Below are 13,340 nucleotides of genomic sequence, written 5' to 3' on the forward strand. Positions count from 1 at the left end.
ATTTTAATTCACCAGTCGTAATTAAAGACCCAACTTTAACCAGCTGGAATTTTCTTTATGGCGCACGTCTGGGAATTTCATCGGCCAGTCTGGAGAATTTATTTCTTGGCCGTACGGTGGTCTCCAGTATTTATGTCGACACCTTCACTCGTAAGAATATCTTAACTTTTCTGACGCCGGTTTATCGCCAGGAACAGTTGAAAGGTATTGTCATGGTCGACCTGTCCCATCAGGATATGCGAGAAATTTTTTACACCCGCGATCGCCCGCTGGTCTGGCGTTACCTCGATATTTCGTTTACCGATTCCGACAACAACGCCAATATCGAGGTCCATCGCAGCGCGGCGCATTTGCTGAGCTACGTCAACTACTCGCGCCCGCTGGCGGAAAACATGCACGTGGTGCTGTCGCTGGACGTGATGTATTTCCTGCTCAGCTCCTGGAAACTGTTCCTCTTCTACCTGCTAACGACAGCAGTACTGCTGCACCTGGTACGCACCCATTTCCGCCTTTATCGGATGGTCAGCAAAGAGAACATCAGCGATTCGCTCACCGGGTTGTATAACCGTAAAATCCTCTCACCGGTGCAAAGCATGCGCCTTCAGCGGCTGACCGAACAGGGCGCGAGCGTCGTGATCATCGCGCTGGATCTCGACAAACTGAAGCACATTAATGACACCTGGGGACACAACGAAGGCGACCGGGCGATCATCATGCTGGCGCAGGCCATCTCCGCGACGGTACGCAAAAGCGACTATGCCGTGCGTCTTGGCGGCGACGAGTTCTGCATTATTCTGGTGGACTACGACGAGAAGGACGCGCAGTTAATTCCACAGCGAATCAAGGAGCAACTGGCGCTTATCGACGACGATAACCGCGTCAGCTTCTCGTGGGGCGCCTATAAAATGTGCGTCGGGGACAATCTCGACGGCGCGATGGAAATTGCCGACCAACGTCTGTACCAGCAAAAGAAGCAGCGCCATCACCACACCTGACAGCATTAGGGGAGAAAAACATGATTGAGCCAGTATCACCCAATATCCACCAGCGGTTGTTGGCCCTGCTTGATGAGCAGCAGGCGCGTTATCGGGTCATGGAGCATGAAGCGGTAGGAAAATGTGAAGCCGTGTCAGAAATACGCGGCACCGCGTTGGGTCAGGGGGCCAAAGCGCTGGTGTGCAAGGTGAAGGGCAACGGCGTGAACCAGCACATACTGGCGATCCTCGCCGCGGACCAGCAGGCCGATCTGTCGCGCCTCGCGCAGTATGTCGGCGGCCTGAAGGCCTCGCTGGCAAGCCCCGCCGAAGTGGACGCGCTGACCGCCTGCGTTTTTGGCGCTATCCCGCCCTTTAGCTTTCATCGCGCCCTGCGACTCATTGCCGACCCGCTGCTGTTTGAGCGCTTTAACGAGATAGCCTTTAACGCCGGTAGCCTAGAGAAATCGGTCATTCTCAACACCGCCGACTACCTGCGTATTGCCCAGCCGGAGCTGGTCGCCTTCCGCCGTCAGTCCTGATGCTACGAGCCGGCGAGCCTTCAATCTGCGTTGATGCAGGCCCGTGCCGGACGTCGTATTAGCGTTACACACTTTTCTTGCGTACAGTAGAGCAATGTAAACACGTAGCCCGGCCAAGCGTAACGATGCCGGCGTTTGAACCGGGGTCAATATAAGCGACTCGCCAGGGCTACGGTTAGGCTGTTTTTTCCCTTTTTGGCAAGGATTACCGCTCTATGCTCGATACCACCCTGCTGATCCTCCTGGGTCTGGCTGCGCTCGGCTTCGTCAGCCATAACACCACCGTCGCTGTCTCTATTTTGGTTCTGATCATTATCCGCGTTACGCCACTGAGTGCCTTTTTCCCATGGGTGGAAAAACAGGGGCTGAGTATCGGTATTATCATTCTCACCATTAGCGTCATGGCGCCGATCGCCAGCGGCGCTCTGCCCGCCAGCACGCTAATCCATTCATTCGGCAACTGGAAATCATTGGTCGCTATCGCCGTCGGTATATTTGTCTCCTGGCTTGGCGGGCGCGGCGTGACGCTGATGGGCAGTCAACCCCATCTGGTGGCGGGTTTATTGATCGGCACCGTACTTGGCGTGGCGCTGTTTCGCGGCGTGCCGGTGGGGCCGCTGATTGCTGCCGGGCTGGTGTCGCTGCTTATTGGGAAGTCGTAGTCAGCGCCGCCAGATAACGACCTGGCGTTTGCCCTAACCCTTTGCGGAACATGGTGATAAACGCCGTGGTCGAATCGTAGCCGAGCGACAGCGCGACCTGCTGGACGCTAAGACCACGCACCAGCATCTGTAGCGCGAGGATTAACTGCAACTGATGCCGCCAGCGACGAAAGTTAAGCCCGGTCTCTTTTACCACCAGCCGCGCCAGGTTACGCTCGCTCATGGCAAAACGGCTGGCCCACTGCGCCAGCGTCTGCCACTGTGCCGGTTCCGCTTCCATGGTCTCGACCATCAGGCGAATTTTCGGATGCGCCGATACCGGCAGCTGTAGCTGTTGTTCCGGCTGCTGCGGCAACTCGTCAAAAAGCACCTGTATCAGGCGCTGAGTTTCCGGCGTCTGACGTACGGCTTCATTGCGCTCGGCCAGTGTCAGAATCAGCTCACGCACCAATGGCGAAATTTTCAACGTACAGCTGTGGGCCGGCATTCGCGCGGCGCCAGGCTCGATAAACAAAAAGCACAGCTCCGCCTGCGGTGTGGCGCGGTTGCTGTGCGGTACTTCGCCTGGGATCCATACCGCAAACTGCGGCGGTACCATCCACATAGCGTTCTCCACCTCGCAGGTAATCGCTCCGCGCAGCGCCAGAATCAACTGCCCCTTACGGTGCTGATGAACGGGGATGTACTGCTCCCCCTCAACAACCTGTATGCCAAACGCCACCGCCGCGTCATCGTGACTGTCCGGGTGATAGCCGCTTAAACCGAGTCCGAGCATTATTTTGTCCGAATTTAGCGATAATCTGTCATTTTAGCTTGATTTAAACGCAAGCTAAACCGGGTATCGTAGTCTCTCAATTTTCTGCTTGAGAACACTATGTCTGACGCTGTTGCTTCTTCACAACGCCGCTGGCTGTTGATTGTTGGTATTTTACTGATTGCCTCAACGCTACGCGTCACCTTCACCGGCGCGGCACCGCTGCTCGACGCCATTCGCGCTGAATATGGCCTGACCACCGCGCAGACCGGGCTATTAACCACCCTTCCGCTGCTGGCCTTTGGCCTGGTGTCGCCGCTGGCGGCGGGAATTGCCCGCCGCTTTGGCATGGAACGCAGCCTGTTTATCGCCATGCTGTTGATATGCGCCGGGATCGTCGTACGCTCCCTGCCCTCTATCACGCTGATGTTTATTGGTACCGCCATTATTGGCTGCGGGATTGCGCTAGGCAACGTCCTGCTGCCAGGGCTGATTAAACGGGATTTCGCCAGTCAGGTGGCCAAAATGACCGGGGCCTATTCCGTCACCATGGGGGCCGCTGCCGCGATGGGTTCAGCGCTGGTGGTGCCAATTGCGCTGAGCGGCTTCGGCTGGCGCGGCGCGCTGTTGATGCTCATCGCCTTCCCGTTACTGGCGCTGCTGTTCTGGCTGCCACAATGGCGAGCCTCGAAAGCGACTGCACTTTCCAGCAGCGGCGCGATGCACAACCGTGGGATCTGGCGTTCAGCATTAGCCTGGCAGGTCACTCTCTTCCTCGGGCTGAACTCGCTGGTTTACTACGTGATTATCGGCTGGCTGCCAACCATTTTAATGAGTCAGGGCTACAGCGAAGCGCAGGCCGGCTCTCTGCACGGGCTGCTCCAGTTGGCAACCGCCGCGCCCGGTTTTGCTATTCCGTTGATCCTGCATCGCCTCAAGGATCAGCGAGGGATCGCCATTACCGTCGCGCTGATGTGCGCGGTGAGCGCCCTGGGTTACTGGATTTTCCCGTCGCAGGCGGCGCTGTGGACGGTGATTTTCGGTTTCGGATCCGGTGCGACGATGATTCTGGGGCTGACCTTTATCGGGCTGCGCGCCAGCTCGGCGCACCAGGCCGCGGCGCTCTCGGGCATGGCGCAGGCCGTTGGCTATCTGCTGGCGGCTTGCGGGCCGCCGCTGATGGGGAAAATGCATGATGCTACCGGGGCATGGCATCTCTCGCTGATGGCCGTCGCAGCCATTGCGCTGGTGATGGCGTTGTTCGGCGGGCTGGCCGGACGCGATAGAGAAATTAACATCGGTAGCCGCTGATAGGTAGGCCGGATAAGGCGTAGCCGCCATCCGGCCTACTGGAGTCTATTTTACTGCGCGGCGGCGTGCAGGAACGCCTGCACCAGCGGTGCCGGACGCCCCGCCAGTGCGTTGCGCTCGTGCTGGAATAACGTCGCCACGAAGAACGGATGCGTCACCAGCTCCACCGCGCGAATATCTCCGTTATCATCCCAGCCCGTCACTCGCAGCGGCTGCGCTTCCAGTTCAGCGGCGAAGTCGTCGGCAATCCCGTAGTTGCAGTGATACCCCTCTTCAATACTGTCACGCCCATAGGCACGGGCAATTAACGTATTGGCGCGCAGCTCGATGGTATCGCTTTTTTCCACCAGCGAGCAGGTAAGCGGCGCAATCACCATCCGTCCTTCGCTGTCAGTTTCCGCGTGAGCCGCATCTTCCCAGCCCATCACGTTACGCGCGTATTCCAGTATGGCGTGCTGAAAACCGCCGCAGGTGCCGAGGAATGGCACGCTGTTTTCACGCGCATAGCGCACGGCGGTCAACGCGCCTTCAGTATTCTCATAAGGGCTGGCAGGAACCAGCCAGATAGCGTCAAATTCGGCGAGATCGTCGGTACTTTTCACATCACGCGTTGCCAGCCAGCGGTATTCAACGGGCAATTCCAGCACCGCAGCGGCGTCATCAATCGCCAGCGGAATAGCCTGATGCGCGATAACATCGGCGTTATAGTCGCCAACCAGTGCAATACGAAGAGTGGGAGTTACAGCAGAGTTTTCCATGATGGGTCCTTATGGGCAGACGTGACGTATGGCATAAGGAGCCTCAGATTAGCGATGTCCGCGCGCAATAGCAATACCCGGCTAGCGTACCCAACCAAAGTTTGTGGTATGGTCAAAGAGGATAAAGGGAGGAAGGATATGATCCAGTGTAAACGCGTATATGAAGACGCCGCATCCGATGACGGCTACCGTGTTCTGGTTGATAGACTGTGGCCACGCGGCATCAAAAAGGAAGATCTCATCTACGATGAGTGGTGTAAAACCCTTGCCCCGTCCGCCGAACTGCGCAAAGCGTTTCACGGCGAGGTGATCGATTTTGCCTGCTTCTGCCAACACTACCGCGATGAACTATCCCATCATCTGGAGGATGGACGTCGCCTGGCGAACATTGCACAGAAGCAGGGAGTGACGCTGGTTTACGCCGCCGCGAACACGGCGCAAAACCATGCGCGCGTGCTCGCCGACTGGTTGAAAAACCTCTAACTCCCCCCTCGCGCGGCGTCTGACGGCGTCGCGTTTATTCCACCAGCGCTTCGCGTTCGTGCGCGGGCAGCGCATCCGGCGTCAACGGCAGCAAATACTCGGAACGGACAAACGCAAATCCGTGCTGACCTTCACCGGCACTGACTTCTCCGGTCACCAGCCACAGCGCGCGCGGCGCGTCGGCGGCTAACTCGGTCATCACGCCGTTGACCGGATTCAGGCAACGCTCACCTGGGTTAATCAGGGCAAAAAGCTCAACGCTTTTACCAATATTGGCGCGACCAGCCGTTGTACGAGCACCGATGATAATGGCGGTGGTGCCCGGTTTAAGCGAAAACATACATCTCTCGTTAATCAGAATAATCCTGGTCACGAAGTGTACTGGATATGCGCCTTGCTGTCATTGTTTCTGCGGGTGATCGCGACGCCACAGCGCCCATTCCTCAATGGTTTCACCGTTTGGCAATTTACACAGGCTGTATTGCCCCTGTGAATTAACCTGCGGAATACTTTCTCCGCCCTTCTGCTGGCAGTAAACCGCAGCAGGATTTGCCATACCCACCTGCGGCGGTTTCGGCGCCTCGGGTTCAGCCTGCTTTGCACAGCCGGCAAGGAGCAGAGGCAGCAGTAAAAGATAGCGGGAACGCATAAATTCTCCTTAGTTTTACGCTGAAGTTTAGCTTTAAACTCCATAATTTCTTCATTTTAACTACACTTTTGAGACGTAAAGTACGTCTCGTTCTCAACTGACCAGAGAACAGAACATTCCATAATCAATGAGTTACTTTGCCCCATCTCCCCCGATGGGGCTTTTTTTACCTGTAATTAGAAGCGCATACCCTCAGTTTTGTCCGTTTTCATAACGTAGCGCTTACCTTCTGGATACATAATGTATAAAATTCAGGAGGTCCAATTTCGTTTTAGGATCACACACCATAACTGCTTTTGCCAATCCAGGGGACCCTCGTTTCCATGTCAGATATTATCCTTGCCAAAGTATCGCAAACACTTGCCACGGAACAATCGCTAGAGAACCTTGTCCGTCAACTGCTTGAGATGCTTGAGTTGGTCACCAACATGGAATCGACCTATCTGACGAAAATTGATACCCAGGCAGACCTGCAGCACATTGTCTACTCGCGTAATAGCGGTGACATGGATATCCCCGAAAATCTCTCCGTCCCGTGGGGCGATACGCTGTGCAAACGCGCCATGGACGACAACTGTTTTTACAGTGATAACGTGCCGGGCCGCTGGAGCGATTGCGACGCGGCAAAAGCGCTGGGGATCACCACCTTCCTCAGTACGCCTATTCATCTGACCGATGGTTCGCTGTACGGCACGCTGTGCGCCGCCAGCAAGCAACAGAAGCCGCTCAGCTTTAACAGCGAGCACGTACTTCAGCTGTTTGCCAGCATCATTGCCCGTTATATTGAGAAAGAATCGCTGGTGTCTCAGTTGCAGGAGGCGAATGCCGCGCTGATTTATCACTCCTACACCGATGCGCTCACCGGGCTGCCAAACCGTCGCGCGGTGTTTGAAAATCTCGAGACCCTGTTTTCCCTGGCCAGGCACCTCAACCATTCGGTGATTCTGGCGTTTATTGACCTCGATCACTTCAAGAAGATCAACGATAGCTATGGCCATCAGGCGGGCGACGAGTTCTTACAGCAGGTGGCCCAGCGCCTGAAGTCAGGCATCTCGGCCGATGACCAACTTGGGCGATTGGGCGGGGACGAGTTTATGGTCGCCACCCTTGAACGCTCGACGGCGCAGCTCGCGCAGTTTACCGAGACGCTGCGGCAGCTGCTGGTGGGAGATTACCTGCTGAGCGATGTATTGATTCACTATCCCGGCGCCAGCATTGGCGTCATCAGCGTTGACCCGAGCCAAATGGACCCGGATAGCGCGCTACGGGCAGCCGATAGCGCGATGTATCGCGACAAAAAATTTCGCCATCGCCCGGAAATTAGCACCCAGCGGGTGAGCTAATTACAGTATCATACGCGCTATCTATAACAGGAATCAGGATATCACCATGAGATTGGGTATCGCCTTCCCCATCGTTATCTTTTTTATTGCCGTGATCTTTCTGGGGTGGTTTTTTATCGGCGGCTATGCGCTACCGGGAGGAGCACAATGAGAAAGACCACAATCATCATGCTAATCATCGCGATCGTGACCGTCATCGGCGTCCAGCTCGGTTGGTGGTAAGTCTTAGATAAGCCGCGCATGCGTCGGCTTATCGTCTCTCGCCCCGGCGTTTCTTCATCTGATACATCTGGGCATCTGCCTGCTGAATAGCCGCATCCAGCGAATCCAGGCACGGTGCCACGCCCCAAGATACCGAGAGCGGTACCGGGTGTCCCTGCGGACTGAACGGGTACACGGCGATGCTGGCGGCAATACGTTGTGCCACCATATGCGCGTGCGCAATATCGGTGTCACTGAGTAATACGACAAATTCATCGCCGCCGCTACGAATCACCCAGTCATCGTTGGCACGCACATCATTGAGCATACAGTCGGCAATCGCCTGCAGCGCGCGATCGCCTGCCTGATGGCCGTAACTGTCGTTAATCGCCTTAAACTTATTACAATCGAACAAAATGACCGTCATAAAGGGTAACGATCGCTGCTGAATCAGGGTGAAAATATTACGCGTGAAGCACCCGGTCAGCGGATCGCGGTAAAAACGCAGGTCGGCTTGATTAAGATGATAACGTATTAACATAAACAGCAGGATGAGCAGCACCGGCGCCAGCGCGAGCACGCCCAACGCGTTGCGCTCCTGGGAGATAAACAACCAGCTGGGTAATGCGTATTTAATCTCATAACGCCGTGAAACCGGATGAGAGTGCGCATCGTCCAGCCAGCGGCAGTTATTGACGATGCACAGCACTTCGCCGCTCTGTCGACTTTCATACCCCAGAATCAGCCCTTCAGGCACCTTGCCATTAAACGCCTCACGCAGCATGTACTCCAGCTCCGGGCGTGAGAGATCGTAGGCCAGATAACCAATAATATGGTTGCTCGGCTCCCCCTCGGAGAGATCGTAGATGTAGCTCACCACGCTGTAGGCCCGGTCGCCGGTGATTTTATCAGCGTATAAGCGGGTCGAACTCAGCGACTTCTTTCGCATACCTTTTTGCAGCACGCGGTCATAGAACATTTCCGGTTCGCTGAAAAAACGCTGAGGGTCGCGCGCCATTTGCGAGGTCGAGAAACTAAAAGGTATCGAGTCGGCGGGGTTAAACCAGTAAAACCAGCGACCATCATTGGCGATAATATAACGATGAATATCGTGCAGATCCGGATTCAGCGCCTTCACTTTTGCGCGAATGTATTCCGCGGCGACATAGATACAGCGAGCACTGTACTCCGGTGTTCTGGTCACCAGAGCGCCGCGGTCAGGAGCTAACGTGTCAGGGTCGGCATTAATCCCCCAGGCCGTGTCGCGAGGATGAAAAATATCAGCATCGCCGCACAATTCATGACGACTGATCTGCTGATAACGCACGCCAGCAGCCTCAGCCATCAGCTCGTTATCATTAAATATCGTCATCATCTGGTTTTGTAACGTGTTGACGCCTTCACTGACCTGTGAAAGCGCACGTTGATACAGAAAAAAGAGGGCAATACAGACCAGCAGACAAGTTATCGCGGCCGATGCCAGCAGCGACTGCTTCTTACGCAAACTATCCTGAATAATTCTCACTGCTACTCCGTACCGATGGGTTAATCCCTGAAACGCCACCCACGCAATCAACCTAAGCGTCACGGTACGTCTTCATTACGTATGTGGATCAGTATGGATGAAATCTGCCGCAAGCGTGAATTTTGATCGTGTCAGCTCCTTGCCGGAAAGACAATAAGAAAATACGCGTGCAGGCGTGATGCCCGCACGAAAGGATTAACGCTGGTTATCCGAACCTAAGAAGAAGAAGCCCAGTGGAATCGCAAACAACAACGTGAAAATGCAGCTGTAAACAAACACCATCGCCCCTTGCAGCACAAACATGCTGGTGGTCCAGTCGGCATACGGCAGATTGTATTCACGCACCACGCCGCCAAAGGTCGCACGGCCAACCACCACCGCGGCAATCACAAACACCACAAAAGCGGACAGCAGGAATTTTTTGCCGTTTGGCGTCCGCAGTTTCTCCAGAATCATCGCATCCTCCCGACGCTGTTCTCACGATATTTTGCTGTATTTGTAACATTAATGAAGCATAAATTGAATGTTTATTGTTGCGTTATTTAGATGTTGTTCCTTGCACAAAGAACAACTATTTAACATCCGCCATAAGATGTATTTAAAATGCATTTTCTAATCAACAGCGGTCCAAATTTGTGTTTTAATACTCTCAACACAGAGGGGGAAAACATGCTACGCATTCCGCACACTTGTATTCATACCCGTTCCACTCCGTTCTGGAACAAAGACACCGCACCTGCCGGTATTTTTCAGCGCCATCTTGATAAAGGCACCCGCCCGGGCGTCTATCCCCGCCTGTCGGTACACCAGGGGGCCGTCCGCTATCTCGGTTTTGCCAGTGAAACGTCACCAGAGGCCGATAGCGAGCTGATCATCAACACCGGTCACTTTGGCGTGTTCCCACCGGAAAAATGGCATTACATCGAAACAATGACCGACGATACCGTCTTTCAAATCGACTTTTTTGTTGAAGCTGAAGTGCTGAAATCCCTATAGAACTCCAGGCCACTGGAGTAAGGAATTATTCATGTTACGTATTCCTGAGAACTTTGTTCATTCGCGTTCGACCCCGTTCTGGAATAAAGACACCGCGCCGAAAGCCCTGTTCACCCACCACAATACCAAAGCCCACGTCTATGGCCGCTTGTCCGTTATGCAAGGCGCCGTGCGCTACTTTGGCTTCCCTGACGCCGACGCCAGCGAACCGGACGTCGACGTGGTGATTGAAGCCGGATCCTTTGGCATTTCCCCGCCGCAGAAGTGGCATCGTATCGAGCTACTGACTGACGACACCTGGTTTAATATCGACTTCTTTGCCGATCCTGAGGCGACGCTTGAAGGCACCGGTCTGGGCAAAGTGGTTAATTCGCATAAGGGGTAACAACAATGAGTAAGGCAACTTATACGGTAACCGTCACCAACAATAGCAACGGTATTTCCGTCGATTATGAAACCGAGACGCCGATGGAGCTGTTGGTCCCGGATGTTGCCGCGGATGTGGTGAAAGATCTGATCAATACCGTCCGCGCGTACGATACCGAAAACGAGCATGACGTTTGCGGCTGGTAACGCCGTGTCGATACAAAAAGGGAGCCACTTCAGGCTCCCTTTTTCGCTCTCACCCGAATGAATCAAGCGCAAGCGACGGATTCATACTTTCGTTTTAACGCCCTTTCTTCCCACTTTGCCATGGTTAAAACAGTCATAGCGGGAGGATAATGCAATGGCCTGGCGCCCTTTTCTGTTTCTGATTTCCAACCCTGCTCCGCGTCGTTCAGCGAGACGCGGAAAACTGAAGCTGGTCAGCAACGCGTAGCGCCGCATTACACGGCGCTTATTGCCGATTACTCGAAAAAGACCTCTGGGTTATCGGCCAGCGACACGAAAGTCTTGCTGTTTTTGTCCAGCGCGCGGATTTCGCCGCTTTCAATATCATACACCCAGCCGTGCAGGCGGATCGCGTGGTCACGCAGCCCCACAGCCACCGACGGATGCGTTTTGATATTATTCAACTGAGCAATAACGTTTTCTTCGACCATGGCGTTAACTTTGTCGGTCTCGTTATCGTAGGTTTTCTTCTCGACGACCGCTTTGGCGGCATCGGAATAGCGCAGCCAGTGGGAGACAGCCGGCATCGGCTCCAGGCACTGGCAGGTGGCGATAGCTTTCATCGCGCCACAGTTAGAGTGACCGCAGATAACAATATCCGTTACGCCCAAAGCAACAACCGCGTACTCAATAGTCGCGGATACCCCGCCCGGTTCCGGACCAAAAGAAGGCACGATATTACCGGCGTTACGGATGACAAACAGTTGCCCCGGCTCTTGTTGCGTGACCAGTTCGGGAACTAAGCGGCTGTCTGAACAGGAGATGAACAGCGCTTTTGGGTTCTGGCTGGATGCCAGGCTGCGGAAGAGTTCCTTACGTTGAGGAAAAACTTCTTTCTGAAAGTTGAGGAACCCTTCGATGATATGTTGCATAGCAGTATCTCTTTTTCGTTTTTACGCAGGTCATGATTAACATCACATTTTCAGTTTACCACTTGAACGCAGAAGGAAAAGCCCCTTCTCACGCTAATGCGCATGTTAAGCACTGGTCATCACCTTGTTACGACCGCTATTTTTGGCCGCATACAGCGCCCTGTCGGCAAACGAAATGCATTCATCCGCGGTGAAGTGTTTATCTGACGAGGTAAAGACACCGATACTGATGGTCATGGGCTCCGGCGTACGGTAAGGCGCACGTTTCGCCGTCTCCTCCTCAACCTTGCTGCGAATCCGCTCAGCCACCTGCATGGCGACTTCTGATGACGCGTTGCGCATCAGCACGGCAAATTCTTCCCCACCCACGCGCGCAATAATATCGCATTCGCGGATGGAACGTTTCGCCAGGTCCACCACGGTTTTGATGACCGCATCGCCTACCGGATGCCCATAACGGTCGTTGATACGTTTGAAGTGATCAATATCCAGAATCATCAAACTGATATCTTCCCGCGATGCCAGCAGTAGCTGTAGCTCCCTATAGAAATAGGCGCGATTATAGATGCCGGTCAGCGGATCGTGGTTCGACAGCATTGTCGATTCTTTATGCATCACGAAAATATCGTAGAGCAGGACATTAATCACAAAAAAGGTGCAAACCACTTCGATGCCGCGGCTGAGATACCAGACGGGGAAATTATAATCGCTGAGATTCAGCAGAAGAAGGTTGCTAAACAGGCTGGAAACGCAGAAGACCGCGATACTCATCCATAACAGGCTTCGCAGTTGCGTAATGACGATAGCCAGCAACAGCGTGATAAACCAGGCGGCAACGATCGCGACACCATAATAGCTATTCCACGCATTACGACCATTAAGTGATGTTGTACCAATCAGGTTGAGTGATATCTGCGGGTTATAGCTGGATAAATTGTGCGCCAGAATGGCCATCAGCAGGAAGATGCCAGCCAGTACGAGTACCCATAGTTCGTCTTTACGTGAAGGCGCGATGTTACGATTCATGCGATACGCATAAAAGAGTGCGACCAGAATGGCCAACATCATGGTGAGCTGGCGAAACAGATAGAAAATGGCTAAATCATTGGTAATTGATTTCAACGGGATGCATAACGCAATGAGTTGTTGGATAAGCGTTAGCGCCTCGACCCAATAAATATCGGCAACCAGAAAACCGAGCCCCAGAATGGCAACATAGAGTAGTTTTCTATTGCAGAGAAACTGGAAAAACATGAAGAAGAAGATAATTGCATCGAGTAATAACAACAGCCCGGAAAAGACCAGGTAATAAATATCAGCGATAGCTATATTAAAGGTTGTGAGATAGTCGGCTAACATAAACATCGCCGCAAGCAGTAAGCACGCGGCAATGAGACAAAAGCTCATTCTACTATTTATTCTGGAACAGCTTAGGCTCATTTCGAGTCCTCCATGACAGCTCTATATGTTATAGCCTACTGAGATCCTAAAAAATAGTACCTTTAGTCAAGCCTTGAATTTAAAAATAATTAATTATTGACTTGCCTTTTATATCCCTGTGATTCATCACAATATTATAAAATTTTCGTTGCAAGTAGACGCATTAACCATCATCCAGGACGGATGTAGATACCATAACATCAAACACAGTCTGAAAT

Annotated in this window: 18 protein-coding genes; 10 read left to right on the forward strand and 8 right to left on the reverse strand. The window is 53.5% G+C overall.

Annotated elements, in window-relative coordinates; genetic code table 11:
* From dgcJ to NNN71_RS19840, 3 genes are all read left to right on the forward strand, one after another.
* Window positions 1-995: diguanylate cyclase DgcJ (gene dgcJ / locus NNN71_RS19830; protein ID WP_271459166.1), on the forward strand; the 995-nt coding region annotated here is incomplete at its 5' end.
* Between the two features lie 20 nt (window positions 996-1,015).
* Window positions 1,016-1,516, forward strand: a complete 501-nt coding sequence (locus NNN71_RS19835; RefSeq protein ID WP_271459167.1) for a YbaK/prolyl-tRNA synthetase associated domain-containing protein — start codon at window positions 1,016-1,018, stop codon at window positions 1,514-1,516.
* A gap of 215 nt (window positions 1,517-1,731) precedes the next feature.
* Window positions 1,732-2,178, forward strand: coding sequence for a DUF441 domain-containing protein (locus NNN71_RS19840; protein WP_163448774.1), 447 nt, complete (start codon window positions 1,732-1,734; stop codon window positions 2,176-2,178).
* On the opposite strand, the gene NNN71_RS19845 is transcribed toward NNN71_RS19840, so the two are convergent.
* Window positions 2,162-2,956 carry an AraC family transcriptional regulator gene (locus tag NNN71_RS19845; RefSeq protein WP_271459173.1) on the reverse strand — a complete coding sequence of 265 codons (795 nt, stop codon included), beginning with the start codon at window positions 2,954-2,956 and terminating at the stop codon, window positions 2,162-2,164. The genes NNN71_RS19840 and NNN71_RS19845 overlap by 17 nt on opposite strands.
* A 96-nt stretch (window positions 2,957-3,052) precedes the next feature.
* On the opposite strand from NNN71_RS19845, the gene NNN71_RS19850 reads away from it, so the two are divergent.
* Window positions 3,053-4,243 carry a CynX/NimT family MFS transporter gene (locus tag NNN71_RS19850; RefSeq protein ID WP_271459168.1) on the forward strand — a complete coding sequence of 397 codons (1,191 nt, stop codon included), beginning with the start codon at window positions 3,053-3,055 and terminating at the stop codon, window positions 4,241-4,243.
* Between the two features lie 50 nt (window positions 4,244-4,293).
* On the opposite strand, the gene NNN71_RS19855 is transcribed toward NNN71_RS19850, so the two are convergent.
* The gene (locus NNN71_RS19855; protein WP_271459169.1) at window positions 4,294-5,001 is read right to left on the reverse strand and encodes a CTP synthase C-terminal region-related (seleno)protein; all 708 of its coding nucleotides are present in this window, start codon (window positions 4,999-5,001) and stop codon (window positions 4,294-4,296) included.
* 138 nt (window positions 5,002-5,139) lie between these two features.
* Between NNN71_RS19855 and NNN71_RS19860 the strand changes: the two genes are divergently transcribed.
* Window positions 5,140-5,484, forward strand: coding sequence for a DUF488 domain-containing protein (locus tag NNN71_RS19860; RefSeq protein ID WP_271459170.1), 345 nt, complete (start codon window positions 5,140-5,142; stop codon window positions 5,482-5,484).
* Between the two features lie 34 nt (window positions 5,485-5,518).
* Here the strand turns inward: NNN71_RS19860 and NNN71_RS19865 are convergent, their stop codons facing one another.
* Together NNN71_RS19865 and NNN71_RS19870 are read right to left on the reverse strand one after the other, a co-directional pair.
* Window positions 5,519-5,824: a hypothetical protein gene (locus NNN71_RS19865; RefSeq protein ID WP_163448778.1), complete on the reverse strand. Its 306-nt coding sequence runs from the start codon at window positions 5,822-5,824 to the stop codon at window positions 5,519-5,521.
* Window positions 5,825-5,884: 60 nt separating this feature from the next.
* Entirely contained in the window at window positions 5,885-6,133 is a 249-nt protein-coding gene (locus NNN71_RS19870; RefSeq protein WP_064546276.1) for a putative hemolysin, read from the reverse strand.
* Between the two features lie 323 nt (window positions 6,134-6,456).
* Between NNN71_RS19870 and NNN71_RS19875 the strand changes: the two genes are divergently transcribed.
* Entirely contained in the window at window positions 6,457-7,476 is a 1,020-nt protein-coding gene (locus NNN71_RS19875) for a sensor domain-containing diguanylate cyclase (RefSeq protein WP_167576155.1), read from the forward strand.
* Window positions 7,477-7,522: 46 nt separating this feature from the next.
* Entirely contained in the window at window positions 7,523-7,627 is a 105-nt protein-coding gene (locus NNN71_RS19880) for a YoaK family small membrane protein (protein WP_100249921.1), read from the forward strand.
* 99 nt (window positions 7,628-7,726) lie between these two features.
* Here the strand turns inward: NNN71_RS19880 and NNN71_RS19885 are convergent, their stop codons facing one another.
* Window positions 7,727-9,202, reverse strand: a complete 1,476-nt coding sequence (locus NNN71_RS19885) for a GGDEF domain-containing protein (protein WP_271459171.1) — start codon at window positions 9,200-9,202, stop codon at window positions 7,727-7,729.
* Window positions 9,203-9,397: 195 nt separating this feature from the next.
* The gene (locus NNN71_RS19890; RefSeq protein WP_064546284.1) at window positions 9,398-9,658 is read right to left on the reverse strand and encodes a DUF2534 family protein; all 261 of its coding nucleotides are present in this window, start codon (window positions 9,656-9,658) and stop codon (window positions 9,398-9,400) included.
* A gap of 213 nt (window positions 9,659-9,871) precedes the next feature.
* Here NNN71_RS19890 and NNN71_RS19895 point away from each other — a divergent pair, with 213 nt between their 5' ends.
* From NNN71_RS19895 to NNN71_RS19905, 3 genes are read left to right on the forward strand one after another with little or no spacing between them, the layout of a single operon-like run.
* On the forward strand, window positions 9,872-10,198 hold the full coding sequence (locus tag NNN71_RS19895; RefSeq protein ID WP_064546286.1) for a DUF1971 domain-containing protein: 327 nt from the start codon (window positions 9,872-9,874) through the stop codon (window positions 10,196-10,198).
* A gap of 31 nt (window positions 10,199-10,229) precedes the next feature.
* A complete protein-coding gene (locus tag NNN71_RS19900) occupies window positions 10,230-10,583 on the forward strand; it encodes a DUF1971 domain-containing protein (RefSeq protein WP_163448781.1) in 354 nt (117 codons plus the stop codon).
* A gap of 5 nt (window positions 10,584-10,588) precedes the next feature.
* A complete protein-coding gene (locus NNN71_RS19905; RefSeq protein ID WP_064546290.1) occupies window positions 10,589-10,771 on the forward strand; it encodes a DUF1869 domain-containing protein in 183 nt (60 codons plus the stop codon).
* A 275-nt stretch (window positions 10,772-11,046) separates the two neighbouring features.
* On the opposite strand, the gene NNN71_RS19910 is transcribed toward NNN71_RS19905, so the two are convergent.
* Both NNN71_RS19910 and NNN71_RS19915 read right to left on the reverse strand, forming a co-directional pair.
* A complete protein-coding gene (locus tag NNN71_RS19910) occupies window positions 11,047-11,682 on the reverse strand; it encodes a carbonic anhydrase (RefSeq protein ID WP_065356340.1) in 636 nt (211 codons plus the stop codon).
* Window positions 11,683-11,787: 105 nt separating this feature from the next.
* Entirely contained in the window at window positions 11,788-13,089 is a 1,302-nt protein-coding gene (locus NNN71_RS19915; protein WP_271459172.1) for a GGDEF domain-containing protein, read from the reverse strand.
* Window positions 13,090-13,340: the final 251 nt, after the last annotated feature.

Source organism: Kluyvera sp. Awk 3, assembly GCF_028069715.1.
Classification (GTDB): Bacteria; Pseudomonadota; Gammaproteobacteria; order Enterobacterales; family Enterobacteriaceae; genus Kluyvera; species Kluyvera georgiana_A.

Excerpts from the sequence above, each read along its gene's own strand:
- NNN71_RS19835 (WP_271459167.1), top strand. The coding sequence starts at position 1,016 with ATGATTGAGCCAGTATCACCCAATATCCACCAGCGGTTGTTGGCCCTG.
- NNN71_RS19840 (WP_163448774.1), top strand. The coding sequence starts at position 1,732 with ATGCTCGATACCACCCTGCTGATCCTCCTGGGTCTGGCTGCGCTCGGC.
- NNN71_RS19850 (WP_271459168.1), top strand. The coding sequence starts at position 3,053 with ATGTCTGACGCTGTTGCTTCTTCACAACGCCGCTGGCTGTTGATTGTT.
- NNN71_RS19855 (WP_271459169.1), bottom strand. The coding sequence starts at position 5,001 with ATGGAAAACTCTGCTGTAACTCCCACTCTTCGTATTGCACTGGTTGGC.
- NNN71_RS19860 (WP_271459170.1), top strand. The coding sequence starts at position 5,140 with ATGATCCAGTGTAAACGCGTATATGAAGACGCCGCATCCGATGACGGC.
- NNN71_RS19865 (WP_163448778.1), bottom strand. The coding sequence starts at position 5,824 with ATGTTTTCGCTTAAACCGGGCACCACCGCCATTATCATCGGTGCTCGT.
- NNN71_RS19870 (WP_064546276.1), bottom strand. The coding sequence starts at position 6,133 with ATGCGTTCCCGCTATCTTTTACTGCTGCCTCTGCTCCTTGCCGGCTGT.
- NNN71_RS19875 (WP_167576155.1), top strand. The coding sequence starts at position 6,457 with ATGTCAGATATTATCCTTGCCAAAGTATCGCAAACACTTGCCACGGAA.
- NNN71_RS19880 (WP_100249921.1), top strand. The coding sequence starts at position 7,523 with ATGAGATTGGGTATCGCCTTCCCCATCGTTATCTTTTTTATTGCCGTG.
- NNN71_RS19890 (WP_064546284.1), bottom strand. The coding sequence starts at position 9,658 with ATGATTCTGGAGAAACTGCGGACGCCAAACGGCAAAAAATTCCTGCTG.
- NNN71_RS19895 (WP_064546286.1), top strand. The coding sequence starts at position 9,872 with ATGCTACGCATTCCGCACACTTGTATTCATACCCGTTCCACTCCGTTC.
- NNN71_RS19900 (WP_163448781.1), top strand. The coding sequence starts at position 10,230 with ATGTTACGTATTCCTGAGAACTTTGTTCATTCGCGTTCGACCCCGTTC.
- NNN71_RS19905 (WP_064546290.1), top strand. The coding sequence starts at position 10,589 with ATGAGTAAGGCAACTTATACGGTAACCGTCACCAACAATAGCAACGGT.
- NNN71_RS19910 (WP_065356340.1), bottom strand. The coding sequence starts at position 11,682 with ATGCAACATATCATCGAAGGGTTCCTCAACTTTCAGAAAGAAGTTTTT.
- NNN71_RS19915 (WP_271459172.1), bottom strand. The coding sequence starts at position 13,089 with ATGAGCTTTTGTCTCATTGCCGCGTGCTTACTGCTTGCGGCGATGTTT.